Here is a 19,687-nt window from a genome sequence, read left to right on the forward strand (position 1 = left end):
CCAGAATTCGATGTAATGCGAATGTAATGCTAAACTGCATTACGCATTCGATTTTACTGGAGGCATAATGGCCACGCTGAACGTCCGTCTGGATGACAAACTCAAAAACGAGGCTTATGCCGTGCTGGAAAAACTCAATATCACCCCAACGGAAGCCGTGCGATTACTGTTTCAGTACGTCGCGGAGACGGGACGTATGCCGGTGAAAACGGTCACCATTAGCGACAATGAAGAAGAACTGATACAGGCAGTCCGGGAGCGGCTGGCTAATCCGCAAAAGGGAATTAAGGTTAGTCTGGATGACTTATGAACTGGCATTTGATCCGAGGGCGTTAAAGGAATGGAGCAAGCTGGGGGAGACTGTAAAAGACCAGTTTAAGAAGAAACTAGCGGACGTATTGGTGAACCCAAGGGTCGAATCGGCCCGCCTGCATGGTCTACCGGATTGCTACAAAATAAAACTCAGATCCCAGGGTTATCGTTTGGTCTATCAGGTTCAGGAAAACGTTGTAACGGTATTTGTTATCGCTATCGGTAAGAGAGAGAAAGCAGCCGTTTATCATGATGCAAACAAACGGCTCTAACGATCACCGCAGATGATGCACAACCTGATTGCTGCTGCCGCGCCAGATCAGCGCCGGGTCTTTTAAATCCTGCACGAATTTGCCGTCGACCAGCACGTTAATCAGATCCACCACTTCCATTTGCTGCGCGTTCAGCTCATCCAGCTTGTAGCCTGTCCAGACCCAGATATCTTTTCCCGTACATTCGCGGCGAATGCGTTTAACCAGCTTCAGGATTTCCGGCACGTTTTGCGGGTGGAGCGGGTCACCACCGGAGAGTGAAATCCCCTGGCGGTTGATGCGCGTGTCGTTGAGATCGTTAATGATCCGGTCTTCCATCTCGGTGGTGAACAGCATACCGGAATTGAGGCGCCAGGTGCTTTTGTTGTAGCAGCCGGGGCATTCGTGGACGCAGCCTGAGACGAACAGGGTGCAGCGGGTGCCGGGACCGTTGACGATGTCGACGGGATAATATTGATGATAATTCATAGCGTTAACCTGATGCCCTCACCCCGGCCCTCTCCCACAGGGAGAGGGAGAAAACCGGCGTCAGGCTTGCAATGTGCTCGATCGGTTCCCTCTCCCTTGAGGGAGAGGGGTAGGGTGAGGGGGAAAACCCGGCGAAGAACTTACCCGATCTGCCCATTCCCCAAATGCTTCACGCGGCGCTTCACCTCTTCCTGCTTGCCGGCGTTGAACGGACGCGCATCCGGGCTGCCGAGATAGCCGCACACGCGGCGGGTCACAGAGACGCGAGCCGCATCGTGGTTGCCGCATTTCGGGCAGGTGAAGCCTTTGCTGGTGCACTCAAACTCACCGGTAAATCCGCACTCGTAACACTCGTCGATTGGCGTGTTGGTCCCGTAATACGGCACGTGCCGATAGCTGTAATCCCACACGTCTTCCAGCGCTTTCAGGTTATGCTGAATGTTTGGGTACTCGCCATAGCAGATAAAGCCGCCGCTGGCGATCGGCGGGTACGCCGCTTCAAAGTCGATCTTGTCGTACGGGTTCACCTTCTTCTCCACGTCGAGGTGGAAGCTGTTGGTGTAGTAACCTTTGTCGGTAACCCCTTCCACAATCCCGAACTCGGCGGTGTCCAGACGGCAGAAACGGTCGCAGAGGTTTTCGCTCGGCGTACTGTACAGGCTGAAGCCGTAGCCGGTTTCCTCTTTCCACTGATCAACGGCGTCGCGCAGGCGCTGAACGATGGCGATGCCTTTCTCACGCAGGGCTTCGCTGTCATACATATGCGTGCCGCCAGCCAATGCGTTGATGGTCTCGTGAATGCCGATATAGCCCAGCGAAATCGACGCACGACCATTTTTGAAGATCTCAGACACGTCATCGTCCGCTTTCAGACGCACGCCACAGGCCCCTTCCATGTAGAGGATTGGCGCCACGCGGGCTTTGACCCCTTCCAGACGCGCAATGCGGGTCATCAACGCTTTGCGCGCCAGCTGCAGGCGCTCGTCCAGCAATTTCCAGAACTCAGCCTCATTGCCTTTGGCTTCCAGCGCGATGCGCGGCAGGTTCAGGCTGATGACGCCGAGATTGTTGCGCCCGTCGTGGATCTGCTCGCCGTTTTCATCTTCGTAGACGCCGAGGAAGCTGCGGCAGCCCATTGGCGTTTTAAACGAACCGGTGACTTTAACGACCTGATCGTAGTTCAGGATGTCCGGATACATACGTTTGCTCGCGCACTCCAGCGCCAGCTGTTTGATGTCGTAGTTCGGATCGCCAAACTTATGGTTGAGACCGTCGCGGATGGCGAACACCAGTTTCGGGAAAACGGCGGTTTTGCGGTTTTTGCCGAGGCCGGAAATACGGTTGCGCAGGATCGACTGCTGAATCAGGCGCGATTCCCAGCTGGTGCCCAGGCCAAAACCGAACGTGACAAACGGCGTCTGGCCGTTGGCGGTGTGCAGCGTGTTCACCTCATATTCCAGCGACTGGAAGGCGTCGTAGCACTCTTTCTCGGTGCGGGAATGGGCGTAGCCGTCCGCGTCCGGGATCTGCCACTCTTCGGCCGTTTTACGATGCTTGTTGAAGCTTGCCGTCACGAACGGAGCCAGCACTTCATCAATGCGGTTAATGGTGGTGCCGCCGTAAATGTGGCTGGCGACCTGGGCGATAATCTGCGCCGTGACCGCCGTGGCCGTGGAGATTGATTTTGGCGGTTCAATCTCGGCGTTACCCATTTTAAAACCGTGGGTCAGCATGCCTTTCAGGTCGATCAGCATGCAGTTGAACATCGGGAAGAATGGCGAGTAGTCGAGATCGTGATAGTGGATCTCACCGCGCTCGTGCGCCGACACCACATCGCGCGGCAGCAGGTGCTGGCGGGCATAGTGTTTAGCGACGATACCGGCCAGCAGGTCGCGCTGGGTCGGGATCACTTTACTGTCTTTGTTGGCGTTTTCATTCAGTAGGGCGGAGTTGGTCTGCTCTACCAGGCCACGGATCTCCTGGTTTAGACGGCCGCGCTTCTCACGCTCAACGTCACGATCGTGACGGTATTCAATGTAGGCACGGGCTAACTGCTTGTAAGGACCCGCCATCAGCTGGTTCTCAACCGCGGTCTGGATCTCGTTGATATCCACCTGGTTGCGTTCATTCATCTGGCTGCTAACGACTTCTGCGACGGTGGCGCAGTAATCTGCGTCATCGACTCCCGCTGCTTTAGCTGCACGCAGAATGGCTTCCTGGATGCGCTCTGATTTAAACGGCACTTTACAGCCATCACGTTTCATCACATGCGGTGTCATGATCACTCCATTTTAAAAACAGGTTATCCACAGAGGTGGAGAAGTATTCAGAGGCTGTATTGTCAGCCAGGTGAGTGACTTCCCTCGTTCCCGACATTTGTTATCCACAATTCCGGAGAGCTGAGTCGCCGTCTTGTGGTTGGAATAGTAGACGATAAATACAAGATGTTGGGTCGGCGTGCATTTTAAGTGCTACATATAGTGATTTGCATCAAACATGTTTGCGTTTTATTTGATTCAGAACAAAGTAAAAAGACGAGAGTACAAACGACGGGCGCTTCAGCGATTGTAAATACGGGCAGGAAAAATCTGATTAATTATTCAACAAAAACAGTAAAATAAGCCGGGCACGGTATTGTGCCCGGCGTCGCATTACGGTTGCAGCCACCAGACGGCTTCAAACGGACGTAGGCTGGTGGTTTGTGGCGCGGCATAGTTGCTCATTACTGGCTGCCATTCGCCACTGAGGGCGTCATTCTGCCATGTCTGGCTCTCGCCGCTGAGGTTCGCCACCACAATCAGCGTCTTTCCCTGCCACTGACGACGGTAGCACCACAGAGAAGGATGTTCTGGCAGGAGATCCTCATAATCCCCCCACGTCAGTACCGGCAGGGTTTTACGCAGGCTAATCAACGACTGATAGGTGTAAAACACCGAATCCGGGTCGTCCAGCGCGGCGCGGGCGTTTACCGTCTCGTAGTTGTCGCAAACGCCAATCCACGGCTCACCTTCGGTGAAGCCCGCATTGTGCGAAGCGTCCCACTGCATTGGCGTGCGGCCGTTATCGCGGGATTTACTCGCCAGAATCGCCAGTAATTCGTCCGGATCGCGCTCGCTGGCCCGCAGTTCGGCGAACATGTTCAGGCTTTCCACGTCACGGTAATCGGTGATGCGGCTGAAGTGCGGGTTGGTCATGCCAAGTTCTTCACCCTGATAGATATAGGGCGTACCTTGCATGCCGTGCAGCACCATGCCGAGCATCTTCGCGGCCTGAACGCGGTATTCCCCTTCGTCACCAAAGCGCGACACGATGCGCGGCTGGTCGTGGTTACACCAGAACAGCGCGTTCCAGGCTTTGTTGTGCATGCCCTGCTGCCAGTGGCGGAAGAGGGTTTTTAGCGCCACGAAGTCCGGTTTCGCCTTCGTCCACTTTTCGCCGCCGGGATAATCCACCTTCAGGTGGTGGAAGTTAAAGGTCATCGACAATTCACTGCCATCAAGAGAGGCGTACTGCTGGCAGTTTTCCAGCGAGGTCGAGGACATCTCGCCCACCGTCATCAGGTTGCGCGGCGTAAAGACGTCGCGGCTCATCTCCCGCAGATATTCGTGAATGCGCGGCCCGTCTGTGTAGAAACGGCGGCCATCACCCGTCTCGTCATTCGGGAAATCCTGATCTTTTGAGATCAGGTTAATCACGTCGAGACGTAAGCCGTCCACGCCGCGATCGGCCCAGAATTCGCACACCTTTTTCAGCTCGGCGCGCACTTCAGGGTTTTCCCAGTTGAGATCCGCCTGCTCCGGAGCAAAGAGGTGCAGGTAGTACTGTTCGCTCTCGGCGTGCCAGCGCCAGGCGTTGCCGCCAAACTTGGAGCGCCAGTTGTTGGGAAGCTGCTCCGGCGTGCCGTCGCGCCAGATATAAAACTGGCGGTACGGACTCTCTTTATTCAGTGATTCGCGGAACCAGGCATGCTGCGTTGATGTATGGTTAAACACCATATCCAGCACGATGCGAATGCCGCGCTCATGCGCCCTGGCGACCAGTTCATCAAAATCATCCAGAGTGCCGTAGGCGGGATCGATGGCGGTGTAATTCGCCACGTCGTAGCCGTTATCCACCTGCGGGGAGATATAAAACGGCGTCAGCCAGATGGCGTCGATACCGAGGGTTTTCAGGTAGTCCAGACGCTGCGTCACGCCGCGTAAATCACCGGTGCCGCTGCCAGTGGTGTCCTGGAAACTCTTTGGATAGATCTGATAGATGACGCCGTTCTGCCACCAGTGAGGAAGGGTATTCATAATGCGTTCCTGCAAATGCGAAGGGGCGCAACTGCGCCCCGAAAGATAAAGTTAAACAATCTGCAGCGAGCCCTGACGGAACTTACGCTGGTAAACCACGGTGGTGAGCGCCATTGGGACGATAATCGCGATGGCCATCGCCAGGGCAAACACCTGCCAGAAAGCGGGCTGGATGGAGAGAATGCCCGGCAGACCGCCAACACCGATACCGTTCGCCATTACGCCGTTCAGACCGCACACCAGCCCTGCCAGACCGGAACCGATCATCGCGCAGAGCATCGGGAAACGGTATTTCAGGTTGATACCGTACATCGCCGGCTCGGTCACGCCGAGGTAGGCGGAGATGGCAGCCGGAACGGAGATTTCACGCTCGTTATGTTTACGGCTGACCAGAATAATGCCGGTTACCGCAGACGCCTGTGCGATGTTAGACAGGGCGATAATCGGCCAGACCGGCGTACCGCCAAGGCTCTGAATCATCTGCATATCAATGGCCAGGGTGGTCTGGTGCACGCCGGTGATCACCAGCGGGGCGTACAGGAAGCCAAACAGCGCGGCACCAATCGGCGCGAAGCTGCCGGTCATCAGGTGACGAACCGCGAAGGCCACGCCGTCGCCGATCATGCGGCCAAACGGACCGATAAAGGCATGCGCCAGGAATACGGCAATAATCAGTGAGCAAACCGGAACCACCACCAGATAAAGGTAATCCGGGACGATGCGTTTTAAGCGAGTCTCAATGAAGCCCAGCGCCAGACCTGCCAGCAACGCCGGAATAACCTGCGCCTGATAGCCCACTTTAGCGATGGTAAACAGACCAAAGTTCCACACCTCCGGCACCTGCTGACCAAGTAAGTAAGCGTTCATTAACTGTGGAGAGACCAGCGTGACGCCCAGTACGATACCCAGAATTGGCGTGCCGCCCATTTTGCGCACGGCGGACCAGCAGATCCCGACCGGCAGGTAGAAGAAGATCGCTTCGCCAATCAGCCACAGGAAGTCGTAAACGGTTTTCAGCGCCGGGTACATCTGCGCCAGGGTTTTGCCGTCGCTCATCGGCACATCACCGATGACGTTACGGAAGCCTAAAATTAAGCCGCCGCTGATCAGCGCTGGCAGCAGTGGGAAGAAGATTTCCGCGAAGTGGGAAATCAGCTGCTCGTGCCACTTCATGTTCTGGCGCGCGGCTTTCTTTGCCTGCTCTTTATCGGCAGAAGAGTGCCCGGTAGTCGCCAGCAGCGCCTGATAGTAATCGCCCACTTCGGTACCTATAACGACCTGGAACTGACCGGCGTTGGTGAAGCAGCCTTTAACCATTGAGAGTTCTTCAATGGCTTTCGGGTTGGCTTTGGCCGGATCGTTCAGCACGAAACGCAGGCGGGTAATGCAATGGCTGACGGTTGCGATGTTTTCGCGCCCGCCGACCAGGACGATCAGCCGATCGATATCTGCTTGTTTGACTTTACTCATCATGAAACCTCATGACAGATGGTTAGGGGTGTAATGACCTGAGCGCAAGCCTACTCCTTCATCGTAACGGCGAAAATGGGAACGTTCCCGAAATCGGGCGAAGATCACAATAAACCGTTGAGCGGGGGTTAAGAGAGGTGGGCAGGAATAACGATCTGGCGCGGCTCAGTTCGCCCGTTGATCTGCTCGATCAGCTGTGTGGCGGCCTGTCTGCCGGACTCGGCGTAGCCCGGGTCGACTGTAATAATTTCCGGGTGCAAAAACTTCATCAGCGGCGTGCTGCCGACGCTCGCGACCTGCAGATCGTCGATGCGTTGTTCCTGCAAATATTTGCTCGCACCCAGCGCCAGGGTATCCGTGGCACACACCAGCGCGGTGGTCTGCGGTGTCAGGACGCTGGCGACCTGCTCGTAGCCCTGCTTCATCCCCAGCCCCGGCAGGGAGGCCACGGCAGAGAGGTTGTGCTTTTTGCAAAATGCCAGGTAGGCTTCGTGGCGACGCTTGCCAGTAGTGACGTCCGCGTGCGGCACGCCGAGGAAACTAATGTGGCGATGACCTTTATCGAATAGTCGCTGCATCAGGGTGATAATCGCGCCTTCGTCGTCATAACAAACGGAGGCAAAACCGTTGGCATCGCGCGCCAGCAGCACCAGCGAAGGCTGCCAGGGTTTCAGTATCTCTTCCTGAATGCCGGTAAAACCAAACAGCACCACGCCGTCAATGTTGCGTCGCTGAAGCATCCCCAGATGCTCTTCAACCAGTTGGGGAGAGAACTGGCTCTCCATCATGATCGGATCATAGCCTTGTTCATAGAAGGCGGGCAGCATGGTCTGAACGGCGAGATTTTCCGACAGCGAATCCAGACGCGAAACAATGATGGCCACCACCTTGTCACTCTGTCCCCGCATGGCACGCGCAGAGCGGGAAGGGGAAAAACCGTGCTGATTCATCACCGCCTCAACGCGCTCGCGAGTACGCTCGCTGACGCCACTTTCGTTGTTCAGCACGCGCGACACGGTGGATTTCCCCACGCCGCTTAAACGCGCGATGTCTTTAATCGTAAGGCGGTTCTGCATGCTGTATTCCCTGTAACAACAACAAAGTGGTTAATTGAGCCTAATGACTGAGCACAATTTCGCTATGGGCAAAGTCTGGTTTACGTTCGGTTTATTTGCAGGGGGGTATAATACCGCCCGAATCATCACAAAGGGTACGCTTAAATCCTTATACTGCGCGGCGACACCCTGTTTTTTACTTACCGGAGGCTTCATGGATCCCGATCCCACACCTCTCCTGAACGGGAGAAGACGTTCTTTCCGGTAAGCCAGCCTTTTGCTGTCTCACCGGCGTGAGGCAGCAACGTCATAAACGTTCCTGCTTAAAAAATTAAGTGCCTGCCAGGTACGGCCTTGCCACGCCTGAAGGAAATGCTGCGTCCGCGTTTGCGGATGTGGAGGAATGACTATGTTGAAAAATATTACCCGGCAACTACAGGCCCTGTTAAGCCGCCACCTGCCACATCGCCTGGTTCAGCGCGACCCGCTGCCCAATGCCAAAAACATGGCCGGCGCGGCGATCCCCGCTTCTCTGACCGAGCGCTGCCTGAATGTGGCAGCAATGGATGAAAACGAAGTCTGGCGCGCCTTCGGCGGACACCCGGAAGGGCTGAATGCGGCCGAAGTGGAAAAAATCCGCGCCGTGCATGGCGATAACCAGATCCCGGCGCAAAAACCGTCTCCGTGGTGGGTGCATCTGTGGCTCTGCTACCGCAACCCTTTCAACCTCCTGCTGACCGTGCTCGGCATCATCTCTTATGCCACGGAAGATCTGTTTGCCGCAGGCGTGATTGCCCTGATGGTGGGGATCTCCACGCTGCTGAATTTTATTCAGGAAGCCCGTTCCACCAAAGCGGCGGATGCCCTGAAGGCGATGGTCAGCAACACCGCGACAGTCTCGCGCGTGATTAACGATCTCGGCGAAAACGCCTGGGTGGAACTGCCCATCGACCAGCTGGTGCCGGGCGATCTGGTGAAGCTTGCCGCAGGGGATATGATCCCGGCGGATTTACGCATCATCCAGGCACGCGATCTGTTCGTCGCGCAGGCCTCCCTGACCGGGGAATCCCTGCCGGTAGAAAAGGTGGCGCGCAGCCGCGACCCACAGCAGATGAACCCGCTCGAGTGCGATACCCTATGCTTTATGGGCACCACGGTGGTGAGCGGCACCGCGCAGGCGATTGTCACCGCTACCGGGGGCAACACCTGGTTTGGTCAGCTTGCCGGGCGCGTCAGCGAGCAGGAGAGTGAACCCAATGCCTTCCAGAAAGGGATTGGTCGCGTCAGCATGCTGCTGATCCGCTTTATGATGGTGATGACGCCGATCGTACTGCTGATCAACGGCTATACCAAAGGCGACTGGTGGGAAGCGGCGCTGTTTGCGCTCTCCGTGGCCGTCGGCTTAACGCCGGAAATGCTGCCGATGATTGTGACCTCTACGCTGGCGCGTGGGGCGGTGAAGCTCTCTAAACAGAAAGTGATCGTTAAACACCTCGACGCCATTCAAAACTTTGGCGCGATGGACATTCTCTGCACCGATAAAACCGGCACCCTGACGCAGGACAAAATCGTGCTGGAGAACCACACCGATATCTCCGGCAAAACCAGCGAGCGTGTCCTGCACAGCGCGTGGCTGAACAGCCACTATCAGACCGGGCTGAAAAACCTGCTCGACGTCGCGGTGCTGGAAGGGGTGGATGAAGAGTCTGCCCGCACGCTCTCCGGCCGCTGGCAGAAGGTGGATGAGATCCCGTTCGACTTCGAGCGCCGCCGTATGTCGGTGGTGGTGAGCGAGCAGGCGGATGTCCATCAGCTGATCTGCAAAGGTGCGCTGCAGGAGATCCTGAATGTGTCAACGCAGGTGCGCTATAACGGTGATATCGTGCCGCTGGACGACACCATGCTGCGCCGCATCAAGCGCGTCACCGACAACCTGAACCGCCAGGGGCTGCGCGTGGTGGCGGTGGCGAGCAAGTTCCTGCCAGCCCGCGAGGGGGATTATCAGCGTATTGACGAATCCGATCTGATCCTCGAGGGCTACATCGCCTTCCTCGATCCGCCGAAAGAGACCACCGCACCGGCGCTGAAAGCGCTGAAGGCGAGCGGGATTACCGTGAAAATCCTCACCGGGGACAGCGAACTGGTGGCGGCGAAAGTGTGCCACGAAGTGGGGCTGGACGCGGGTGATGTGGTGGTGGGGAGCGATATTGAGCATCTCTCCGACGACGAACTGGCAAAACTGGCGCAGCACACCACGCTGTTTGCCCGCCTGACGCCGATGCACAAAGAACGTATTGTCACCCTGCTGCGTCGTGAAGGTCACGTGGTAGGCTTTATGGGCGATGGCATCAACGATGCACCCGCCCTGCGAGCAGCGGATATTGGCATCTCCGTGGATGGTGCGGTGGATATTGCCCGTGAAGCGGCCGACATCATTCTGCTGGAAAAGAGCCTGATGGTGCTGGAGGAAGGGGTTATCGAAGGGCGTCGTACTTTTGCGAATATGCTCAAGTACATCAAAATGACCGCCAGCTCCAACTTCGGAAACGTCTTCAGCGTGCTGGTGGCGAGTGCATTTTTGCCGTTCCTGCCAATGTTGCCGCTGCATCTGCTGATCCAAAACCTGATGTACGATGTGTCTCAGGTGGCGATCCCGTTTGATAACGTGGACGACGAGCAGATCCAGAAGCCACAGCGCTGGAACCCGGCCGATCTGGGGCGCTTTATGCTGTTCTTTGGCCCGATCAGCTCCATCTTTGACATCCTGACCTTCTGCCTGATGTGGTTTGTGTTCCATGCCAACACGCCGGAACACCAGACGCTGTTCCAGTCTGGCTGGTTTGTGGTGGGCCTGCTGTCGCAGACGCTGATTGTGCATATGATCCGCACCCGCCGCATTCCGTTCATCCAGAGCCGTGCCGCGTGGCCGCTGATTGTGATGACGGGGATTGTGATGGCGCTTGGGATCGCGCTGCCGTTCTCGCCGCTGGCGAGCTACCTGCAGCTGCAGGCGCTGCCGCTGAGCTACTTCCCATGGCTGGTGGCGATCCTTGCGGGTTACATGGTACTGACGCAGATGGTGAAAGGATTCTACAGCCGTCGGTATGGATGGCAGTAACGGCAAGCCCGGTGGCGCTGCGCTTACCGGGCCTACGATCCGAACGTAGGCCGGGTAAGGCGAAGCCGCCACCCGGCAGCTGGCTTTCCTCTCAAATTCAACAACCTGTGATCTCCGTCGGCGCATTCGCTTGACGACAAATTGAGCGCATGTTAACAGAATGTTTTGCCTTTATTTGGCCCGTCAGATAAGGAACATTCATGTTACGGTACAGTCTCTTAACCGCCGGGCTGATGCTCGGCTTCTCTGCGTTTGCCGCCCCGGCAGGCGATCTCCCCCTGATGCCCTGGCCTGCAAAGGTCGAACGCCCGACAACCCAGGGCACGCTGGTGCTCAGCAACAACGTTTCCATTAGCGTCAGCGGGGACGATCTCGGTGACGCCGTCAACCGCCTTCGCCAGCGCATCGCTCTGCAAACGGGCTGGACGCTCCAGCCGCAGGCTGAAAAGCCGGAAAAACCGACCATCCGCATTGCCATCTCCAGAAAGGTCAAGCCCCAGCCGCTGCCGGATAGCGATGAAAGCTATAAGCTCACGGTGGATGCCAGCGGCGTCGATATCTCCGCCAGTACCCGTTTCGGCGCATTGCGCGCCATGGAAACCCTGCTCCAGCTGATGCAGAACGGCGCGGAAAACACCTCGCTGCCGTGGGTTGCCATTGAAGATTCGCCACGCTTCCCGTGGCGCGGGCTGCTGCTTGATTCGGCGCGTCACTTTATTCCGCTGGCGGATATCAAGCGCCAGATCGACGGTATGGCTGCCGCAAAACTTAACGTATTGCACTGGCACCTGACCGACGATCAGGACTGGCGCTTCAGCTCGACGCGCTATCCAAAGCTCACTCAGCTTGCCAGCGACGGGCTGTTTTACACGCCTGAGCAGATGCGTGAGGTCGTTCGCTATGCGACCGAGCGCGGTATTCGCGTGGTGCCAGAGATCGACATGCCGGGCCACGCGTCGGCCATTGCCGTGGCTTACCCGGAACTGATGAGTGCGCCGGGGCCATACAAAATGGAGCGTAACTGGGGCGTGCTTAAACCGGTGCTGGATCCCACTAAAGACGCAACCTATGCCTTTGCTGATGCGATGGTCAGCGAACTGGCAGCGATCTTCCCCGATCCGTATCTGCATATCGGTGGTGATGAGGTGGATGACAGCCAGTGGAAAGCGAACCCGACCATTCAACAGTTTATGCGCGACCACAAACTGGCGGACAGCCACGCATTGCAGGCGTATTTCAACCGCAAGCTGGAGACGATCCTTGAAAAACATCACCGCCAGATGGTCGGCTGGGACGAGATCTACCACCCGGATCTGCCAAAAAGCATTCTGATCCAGTCCTGGCAGGGGCAGGACGCGCTGGGGCAGGTGGCACAAAGCGGCTACAAAGGTATTCTCTCGACAGGCTTCTATCTCGACCAGCCTCAGTCCACGGCCTATCACTATCGCAATGAAATCGTCCCACAGGGATTAAACGGTGTGGATGTGATTGCCGACACCGACAGCGTCCAGAGCTGGGCCTTCTCCATGCCGCGTCTGAAAGGTAAACCGGTAGAAGGGAGTTTCACCCTGGTGAAAGGGGAATCTGGCTGGCGCGGGTTTATTGATTTCGCCGGGAAATCCCGCCGCGCGGTGCAGGATATTGAATGGCGTGATGATAGCCAGGTGACGTTCACCGTCGATACCTGGATGGGCGAAACGCGGCCGGTTGTCTCCGTTGAAAACGATAAGCTGAGCGGCTATTTCCTCGTGGGGAATACGCGCTACCCGATTAGCGGCACGCGTCTGGACGACGTGCCGAAAGGCATTCCACCTGTCGTGCCGGACGTAGCGAATCAGGCCAACCTGCTCGGCGGTGAAGCCGCGCTGTGGGCGGAAAACGTGGTGGCGCCGGTGCTGGATATCCGCCTGTGGCCGCGTACTTTTGCAGTGGCGGAGCGGCTGTGGTCCGCGCAGGACGTCAACGATGTCGACAACATGTATACCCGTCTGCAGGCAATGGACAGCTGGTCGACGGTATCGGTCGGGTTGCAGCAGCATACCCAGCAGCAGGTGCAGTTCACGCGGCTGGCGAACAATGCCGACACCTTGCCGCTGCAAATCCTCGCCCAGGCGGTAGAGCCGGCACAGTATTACACGCGTCAGCATCTGAAGTTCCAGGCCGGAAACTATCATCAGTTTGAGCCGCTTAACCGGTTCGCCGATGCGCTGAACGCCGAAAGTGCCACCGTGCGCCAGATGAACAAATGGGCTGACCGTCTGGTCAGCGATGCCGAAGACACGGAAAGTGCTGACGCGCTGCGTCACGTCTTCAACCGCTGGCAGAGCAACACCAGCGATGCGCTGGCGTTAAGCGAAAATAGCTACCAGCTGAAGGCGATAAAACCGGTTATCCAGGAGGTGGACAAGCTTGCCTCCATTGGTCTGAGGCTGACGGATCTGGTGGCCCGTCAGGGGACGCTGGATGATAAAGAGATTGCGTCGATTCAACGCGAGCTGGATAACGCGGCGAAAGCTCAGGATGAAGTGGTGATTGCGGCGGTTTATCCGCTGGAGACGCTGCTGCGCGCGACGCGGAATCAATAGCGGGCAACAAAAAAGGCAGCCAGGCTGCCTTTTTTATCGCAAAAGCGAATTAGCGGCGAACGGCAATCGCTTCAATTTCGATTTTCACGTCTTTTGGCAGACGTGCAACTTCCACGCAGGAGCGCGCCGGGAATGTCGCGTTGTGCTCGGTGAAGAATGCTTCGTAAGTGGCGTTAACGGTCGCGAAATCGTTAAGATCTTTCACGAAAACGGTGGTTTTCACGATATCGCCAACTTTCAGACCGGCAGATTCCACAATTGCCTGCACGTTCTCCAGCGACTGACGCGCCTGTGCCGCCACGTCTTCCGGCACAGCGCCGGTTTTCGGGTTCACCGGGATCTGGCCAGAGGTAATAATCATGCTACCCAGATCAACGCCCTGAACGTATGGGCCGATAGCCGCTGGTGCATTTTCCGTCGCGAGTACTTTGGTCATGATTTCTCCAGAATAACAGCTGATTAAATGTTCCCGGCCATTATAGGGAGGCCGGGATCCTTTACCAACCTCAATTAGTTGGCCAGCACCACATAATGAGAAAACTCTTTTTCGCAGTATTTGCATTTGAGTGCGATGTCATCAGCGCGTTTTTTCACTGCAAAACTGGAAGAAACCGGCTCAGCATGACTGATGCAGTTGCTGTTCGGACAGACCAGCACGCTTTCGATGCGCTCCGGCAGGCTCGGACGGGATTTGCCGACCACTTCATATTCGTCGATGCGGTTGACGGTGGCGTCCGGCGCGTACAGGGACAGCTGGTTCACCTGCTCATCGGTCAGGAAGGTGTTCTCGATCTTGATCAGATCCTTACGACCCATTTCGCCCGACGGCAGGTTCAGGCCGATGGTGATGCGCTGGTCGGTTTCGGTCAGTTTGAACAGCGTCAGCAGCTTAAAGCCCACCTGTGCAGGGATGTGGTCAATCACGGTGCCACGCTTGATGGCTTCAACCTGGAGTTTGTTATCGTGTGTCATTGTCGTTTCCCCTTACAGAGCCAATTCGCGATTCAGAACCAGTGCCAGTAACGCCTGGCGAGCGAAAATGCCGTTTCCGGCCTGCTGGAAATACCAGGCGTGCGGCGTTTTATCCACGTCGGTGGTGATTTCATCAATACGCGGCAGCGGGTGCAGCACCTTCATGTTGTCGCGTGCGCCCTCAAGGTCGCTGGCGCGCAGCACGAACTGCGCCTTCACGTTGGCGTATTCGGACGGATCCAGACGCTCTTTCTGCACGCGGGTCATATACAGAATATCGACGTGGCTCATTACCTCTTCGATGCTCGCATGCAGGCTCCACTGAATGCCTTTCTCGTCCAGCATGTCGAGAATGTACTGCGGCATCGCCAGCGCGTCCGGGGCGATGAAGAAGAAACGGTTGCCGTTAAACTTCGCCAGCGCCTGGGTCAGCGAGTGGACGGTACGGCCATATTTCAGGTCGCCGACCATCGCGATGTTCAGGTTTTCAAGCGTGCCCTGGGTTTCCTGAATGGTGAACAGATCCAGCAGGGTCTGCGTCGGGTGCTGGTTGGCACCGTCACCGGCGTTTAGCACCGGAATGCCACCGGAAAACTCGGTCGCCAGACGCGCCGCCCCTTCTTGCGGATGGCGCATGACAATCGCGTCTACGTAAGTACTGATAACTGAAATGGTATCCGCCAGCGTTTCGCCTTTTTTACCCAGCGACGTGTTGCTGCTGTCAGAGAAGCCGACCACGCTCGCGCCCAGGCGGTGCATGGACGTTTCAAAGGAGAGGCGCGTACGGGTAGAGGCTTCGAAGAAGCAGCTCGCAATCACTTTGTGCTTCAGCAGCTCCGGTTGCGGATTAGCTTTCAGTTTTGCCGCGGTTTCCAGAACCAGTTCCAGCTCTTCGCGGCTGAGGTCGTTTATGGAAATGATGTGTTTTTGATAAAGCGGATTCATGTTTATCTCCTGACGCCGGGCAAAAAAAAGCCCCTCAAATGAGGGGCTCTGGGAATAGGTTTAGCAACGGGAAGAAAAACGGCAGGCCAGCGTCTGATTTCAGACGCGGTAAGACGTTATGTCGTACACGCTTGACCATGCTTCCTCCCGGCAAATTGTCGGGCATTATACGCACCCCGATTTTCGGATCAAGCGATTTAATGCACGCTTTACTCAATGCAAACGGTTCTTTGTGAATATTAATTCGTTCTGAGTAAATAATTAATTTGCTTATGCACCAGCGCGGTACGCTTCACCACCCGGGGGGCGACCCAGACGATACTGCTGCCAGCCACCACGCCTAAAATTTCCGGTAACTGGTGGTAATCCAGAATACGCGCCACCGCGCGGCCATATCCGGCGACAGTATGAATGAGGATAAACTCGCTATTGTGCTCCACGCTCACCACCATTTCAGAAACGGTACGCGCGGCATCGGGGGCAGGGCGCAGTTGGGGATTCAACGAATAAATTTTTAGCCCTTTGGCATTTCGAATTTTTATGACGCCGAGCAATTTCAGCAGACGCGAAACGGTCGACTGGCTGATGCTGTCAAACCCTCTCTCCTGCAAATCGCGGCGAATTTCTTCCTGTGAGAGATAGCTCTTTTCGGCGATCAGACGCTGGCACACCGTTAGCTGCAGTTGTTCTTTGGGAGAGTACGCTTCGTAATCCATCATGTTTCCCATATCAGTTCCTGAAATAACCGGTGGCACTGCACCGATCCGTAGGCCGGATAAGCGCAGCGCCATCCGGCAAATCACAACAAGGCACCCAGGCTTAGCGCCACCATAATCACCACCGTCAGGATCGCCAGCAGCGGCGCAACCCATTTCAGGTAGCGCACGTAAGGCACACGGGCGATAGCCAGCCCGCCCATCACCACCGCTGAGGTTGGCGTGACCAGGTTAACGATGCCGGAGGCCGACTGGTAAGCCGTAACTACCAGGTCGCGGTTGACGTTAGCGAAATCGGCTAGCGGTGCCATGATCGGCATCGTCAGTACGGCCAGGCCGGATGAAGAAGGCACAAGAAACGACAGAACAACTTCCAGCCAGTACATCACGTTGATAAACGCCACCGTGGACAACCCGCTGACCAGACCTTCCGCGCTGTGCAAAATGGTGTGGGTAATCATGCCCTTATCCATGATGACTACGATACCGCGCGCAATGCCGATAATCAGCGCGACACCCAGCAAATCTCGCGCACCGTTGATAAAGGTTGAGGTAAGCTCCTCTTCACTCATACGGGCGATAAGCCCCACGATGATGGCGCTGGCGAGAAACACCGCCGAGATTTCTGCCATCCACCACCCCAGCACCGCCACGCCGTAGATCATCACCGCGAAGGCGAGGGCGAAGATCACCAGAATGATTTTGCGCACCGGGGTAAATTCCAGCGACTGTTCACCCTTGTTGCTGAGGAAATGGGCGCGGTTCTCTTCCTGTTTGTCTGCGACGATAGAGAGAGACGGATCCTGACGAACTTTACGGGCGTAGCGCATCACCCATGCCACGCAGATGATCCAGCCGATCACCAGCAGCGCCACGCGCAGGGCAATACCGTGGGTGAAGGGGATCCCGGCGGCGTTGGCGGCGATCACCGTGGCAAACGGGTTAATGGTGGAACCGAGCGTGCCGATCCCCGCCCCGAGCAGCACGGTAGAGGCGGCAACCACCGGATCAAAACGGGCGGCCAGCATGACGGGCACCAGCAAGGTATAGAAAGGCAGTGACTCTTCGGCCATGCCGTAGATCGTGCCGCCTGCGGCAAACAACGCCATCAGGATCGGGATCATCCACTCTTCGCGTCCGCGCAGGCGGGTCGTTACCCGTTCGATCCCGGCGTCAATCGCCCCGGTTTTGGTGACGATCCCGAGAAATCCCCCGATGATCAGGATAAACAGCGCCACGTCGATTGCCCCAGCCTGACCGGAAACGGGATCGTACAGCCCGGCAATGGGGGCCATCAGGACGGAAACCAGCCCCTGCGGGTGCGCCGCCACGTGCGCGTACGTTCCGGCAATCGGGACTTCTTTGCCAAGGGTTTCATTCATCGCCATCTGGTACTGACCGGCCGGAACAACCCAGCTCAGCGCCGCCACAACGGCAATCAGAAAAAAGAGAATGGTGTAAGCGGAGGGAAACTTGAACTTGCCCATGATGTTCTCCTGAACCCGGCGCACCCCGTGGCGCGCCGGGCGGTGATTAGTCGCCGAGTGTCGCCACCATGACCGCTTTAATGGTGTGCATGCGGTTTTCTGCTTCGTCAAAGACGATAGAGTTCGGTGATTCAAAGACCTCTTCCGTCACCTCAAGCCCTTTCAGGCCGTAAGCCATCTCAATTTCACGGCCCACTTTGGTGTGCTCGTTGTGGAACGCCGGCAGGCAGTGCATGAACTTGACGTTCGGGTTGCCAGTGGCTTTCATCACCTGAGCGTTAATCTGGTAAGGCTTCATCAGGCTGACGCGCTCGGCCCATGCCTCTTTCGGCTCGCCCATGGAGACCCACACGTCGGTGTAGAGGAAATCGGTCCCCTGAACGCCTTCTTCCACATCATCCGTGAGGGTGATGCGCGCGCCTGTCTCTTTGGCGATGGCGCGGCACTGTTCCACCAGCCCTGCTTCCGGCCAGAAGGATTTCGGTGCCACGAGGCGGATATCCATCCCCATCTTGGCCGCGCCGACCATCAGGGAGTTGCCCATGTTGTTCCGCGCGTCGCCCAGATAGGCAAAGCTCAGCTCCGGCAGGGTTTTCCCTGGCGCATGCTCCAGCATGGTCATCAGGTCAGCGAGGATCTGGGTCGGGTGAAACTCATCAGTCAGACCGTTCCACACCGGTACGCCAGCGTACTCGCCCAGCTCCTCGACAATCGCCTGGCCGTAGCCGCGATACTCAATGCCGTCGTACATGCGGCCCAGCACGCGGGCGGTGTCTTTCATCGACTCTTTATGGCCGATCTGCGATCCGCTTGGGCCGAGATAAGTGACCTGTGCGCCCTGGTCAAACGCGCCGACTTCAAAGGCGCAGCGGGTGCGGGTGGAGGTTTTTTCAAAGATCAGGGCGATGTTTTTCCCGACCAGGGTTTGCTTTTCACGTCCGGCTTTTTTGGCGGCCTTGAGTTCGATGGCAAGGTCGATCAGGAACTGGATTTCTGCCGGGGTATAGTCCAGCAGTTTCAGGAAGTTGCGGTTTTTCAGGTTGATGGTCATGGGTAAATCCTTTTTGAAATTTGAATTAGTTGCGAATCAACGTGCCTTTCTCGCCCGCGAGGATCTCCGCGCCGTCAGCCAGCGCGCCGATCCCGGCAATCCCGTTGCAGGTTTCAACAAACTCGCGGCAGGCGGCCACTTTTGGTCCCATCGATCCGGCGTCGAACTGCATGCCTCTGAGCAGTTCCGGTGTTACCTGTGCCAGCGGACGCTGGGTCGGTTTGCCCCAGTCGAGATACACCGCGTCGGCATCGGTCAGGATCAGCAGGGCATCGGCTTCGATCTGGCGCGCCAGCAGCGCGGCAGAGAGGTCTTTGTCGATCACCGCCTCAATGCCGCGATAACCGTTGGCGTTTTCCACCACCGGAACCCCGCCGCCGCCGTTGCAGATCACCAGGTGATCGCGCTGGATAAGCGCCGTAATCGCGTCGCTCTCGACGATGCGTTTGGGTTGCGGGGAGGGAACGACGCGGCGGAAGTAGCTGCCGTCGGCCTTAAACACCCAGCCTTTTTCCGCGGCCAGCGTTTTCGCCTGAGCTTCGCTGTAAACCGGGCCGATATATTTGGTCGGGTTGCGGAACGCCGGGTCGGCGGCATCCACCTCTACCTGGGTGAGCAGCACGCTCACTTCGCGCTGAGGAAGATTGTTTTTCAGCGCCTGCTGGAGCATGTAGCCGATCATCCCCTGACTTTCGGCGCCGAGAACGTCCAGCGGGTAGGGCGTGACTTTGTCATAGGCGCTGTTCTGCAGCGCCAGTAGCCCGACCTGCGGGCCGTTGCCGTGCACCAGCACCACGCGCCACTGCTCCGTCAGCCCGGCGATGGTGCGGGCGGCCTGCTCGATGTTCTGGCGCTGGATCTCCGCTTCCAGCGGTTCGCCGCGTTTCAGTAACGCGTTACCGCCAAGCGCCACAACCAGAGTGGGTTTTCGTTCCATGATG

The 19,687-nt window shown here is 57.1% G+C and carries 17 protein-coding genes; 4 read left to right on the forward strand and 13 right to left on the reverse strand.

Features of this window, described 5'->3' with window-relative positions; genetic code table 11:
* Positions 1-67: 67 nt before the first annotated feature.
* Both LCD46_02525 and LCD46_02530 read left to right on the forward strand, forming a co-directional pair.
* Positions 68-310, forward strand: a complete 243-nt coding sequence (locus LCD46_02525; GenBank protein ID UOY71237.1) for a type II toxin-antitoxin system RelB/DinJ family antitoxin — start codon at positions 68-70, stop codon at positions 308-310.
* Positions 300-584: a type II toxin-antitoxin system RelE/ParE family toxin gene (locus LCD46_02530; GenBank protein UOY71238.1), complete on the forward strand. Its 285-nt coding sequence runs from the start codon at positions 300-302 to the stop codon at positions 582-584. The genes LCD46_02525 and LCD46_02530 overlap by 11 nt, the downstream gene beginning before the upstream one ends.
* A gap of 3 nt (positions 585-587) precedes the next feature.
* On the opposite strand, the gene nrdG is transcribed toward LCD46_02530, so the two are convergent.
* From nrdG to treR, 5 genes are all read right to left on the reverse strand, one after another.
* Positions 588-1,052 carry an anaerobic ribonucleoside-triphosphate reductase-activating protein gene (gene nrdG, locus LCD46_02535; protein ID UOY71239.1) on the reverse strand — a complete coding sequence of 155 codons (465 nt, stop codon included), beginning with the start codon at positions 1,050-1,052 and terminating at the stop codon, positions 588-590.
* A 140-nt stretch (positions 1,053-1,192) separates the two neighbouring features.
* On the reverse strand, positions 1,193-3,331 hold the full coding sequence (gene nrdD / locus LCD46_02540; protein UOY71240.1) for an anaerobic ribonucleoside-triphosphate reductase: 2,139 nt from the start codon (positions 3,329-3,331) through the stop codon (positions 1,193-1,195).
* A gap of 372 nt (positions 3,332-3,703) precedes the next feature.
* Positions 3,704-5,347: an alpha,alpha-phosphotrehalase gene (gene treC, locus LCD46_02545; protein ID UOY71241.1), complete on the reverse strand. Its 1,644-nt coding sequence runs from the start codon at positions 5,345-5,347 to the stop codon at positions 3,704-3,706.
* Positions 5,348-5,398: 51 nt separating this feature from the next.
* A complete protein-coding gene (gene treB, locus LCD46_02550; GenBank protein UOY72874.1) occupies positions 5,399-6,817 on the reverse strand; it encodes a PTS trehalose transporter subunit IIBC in 1,419 nt (472 codons plus the stop codon).
* Between the two features lie 128 nt (positions 6,818-6,945).
* A complete protein-coding gene (gene treR, locus LCD46_02555) occupies positions 6,946-7,893 on the reverse strand; it encodes a trehalose operon repressor TreR (GenBank protein ID UOY71242.1) in 948 nt (315 codons plus the stop codon).
* 388 nt (positions 7,894-8,281) lie between these two features.
* Here treR and mgtA point away from each other — a divergent pair, with 388 nt between their 5' ends.
* Both mgtA and LCD46_02565 read left to right on the forward strand, forming a co-directional pair.
* Positions 8,282-10,990 carry a magnesium-translocating P-type ATPase gene (gene mgtA, locus LCD46_02560; GenBank protein UOY71243.1) on the forward strand — a complete coding sequence of 903 codons (2,709 nt, stop codon included), beginning with the start codon at positions 8,282-8,284 and terminating at the stop codon, positions 10,988-10,990.
* A 200-nt stretch (positions 10,991-11,190) separates the two neighbouring features.
* Positions 11,191-13,575, forward strand: a complete 2,385-nt coding sequence (locus LCD46_02565; protein UOY71244.1) for a beta-N-acetylhexosaminidase — start codon at positions 11,191-11,193, stop codon at positions 13,573-13,575.
* 49 nt (positions 13,576-13,624) lie between these two features.
* Here the strand turns inward: LCD46_02565 and ridA are convergent, their stop codons facing one another.
* The 8 genes from ridA to arcC all read right to left on the reverse strand — a co-directional run bounded on the left by ridA (position 13,625) and on the right by arcC (position 19,683).
* Positions 13,625-14,011, reverse strand: coding sequence for a 2-iminobutanoate/2-iminopropanoate deaminase (ridA, locus tag LCD46_02570; protein UOY71245.1), 387 nt, complete (start codon positions 14,009-14,011; stop codon positions 13,625-13,627).
* Positions 14,012-14,085: 74 nt separating this feature from the next.
* Positions 14,086-14,547 (reverse strand): aspartate carbamoyltransferase regulatory subunit, encoded by a 462-nt coding sequence (gene pyrI / locus LCD46_02575; GenBank protein ID UOY71246.1) that lies wholly within the window; start codon positions 14,545-14,547, stop codon positions 14,086-14,088.
* 12 nt (positions 14,548-14,559) lie between these two features.
* A complete protein-coding gene (pyrB, locus tag LCD46_02580) occupies positions 14,560-15,492 on the reverse strand; it encodes an aspartate carbamoyltransferase (protein ID UOY71247.1) in 933 nt (310 codons plus the stop codon).
* 34 nt (positions 15,493-15,526) lie between these two features.
* Entirely contained in the window at positions 15,527-15,631 is a 105-nt protein-coding gene (locus LCD46_02585; GenBank protein UOY71248.1) for a pyrBI operon leader peptide, read from the reverse strand.
* Between the two features lie 100 nt (positions 15,632-15,731).
* Complete coding sequence (locus tag LCD46_02590) at positions 15,732-16,211, reverse strand: ArgR family transcriptional regulator (protein UOY72875.1); 480 nt, start codon at positions 16,209-16,211, stop codon at positions 15,732-15,734.
* 80 nt (positions 16,212-16,291) lie between these two features.
* Complete coding sequence (locus LCD46_02595) at positions 16,292-17,695, reverse strand: YfcC family protein (protein ID UOY71249.1); 1,404 nt, start codon at positions 17,693-17,695, stop codon at positions 16,292-16,294.
* Between the two features lie 46 nt (positions 17,696-17,741).
* A complete protein-coding gene (gene argF, locus LCD46_02600; protein UOY71250.1) occupies positions 17,742-18,746 on the reverse strand; it encodes an ornithine carbamoyltransferase in 1,005 nt (334 codons plus the stop codon).
* 25 nt (positions 18,747-18,771) lie between these two features.
* Positions 18,772-19,683: a carbamate kinase gene (gene arcC / locus LCD46_02605; protein UOY71251.1), complete on the reverse strand. Its 912-nt coding sequence runs from the start codon at positions 19,681-19,683 to the stop codon at positions 18,772-18,774.
* Positions 19,684-19,687 lie beyond the last annotated feature (4 nt).

This window comes from Enterobacter ludwigii (assembly GCA_023023105.1).
Taxonomy (GTDB): Bacteria; Pseudomonadota; Gammaproteobacteria; order Enterobacterales; family Enterobacteriaceae; genus Enterobacter; species Enterobacter adelaidei.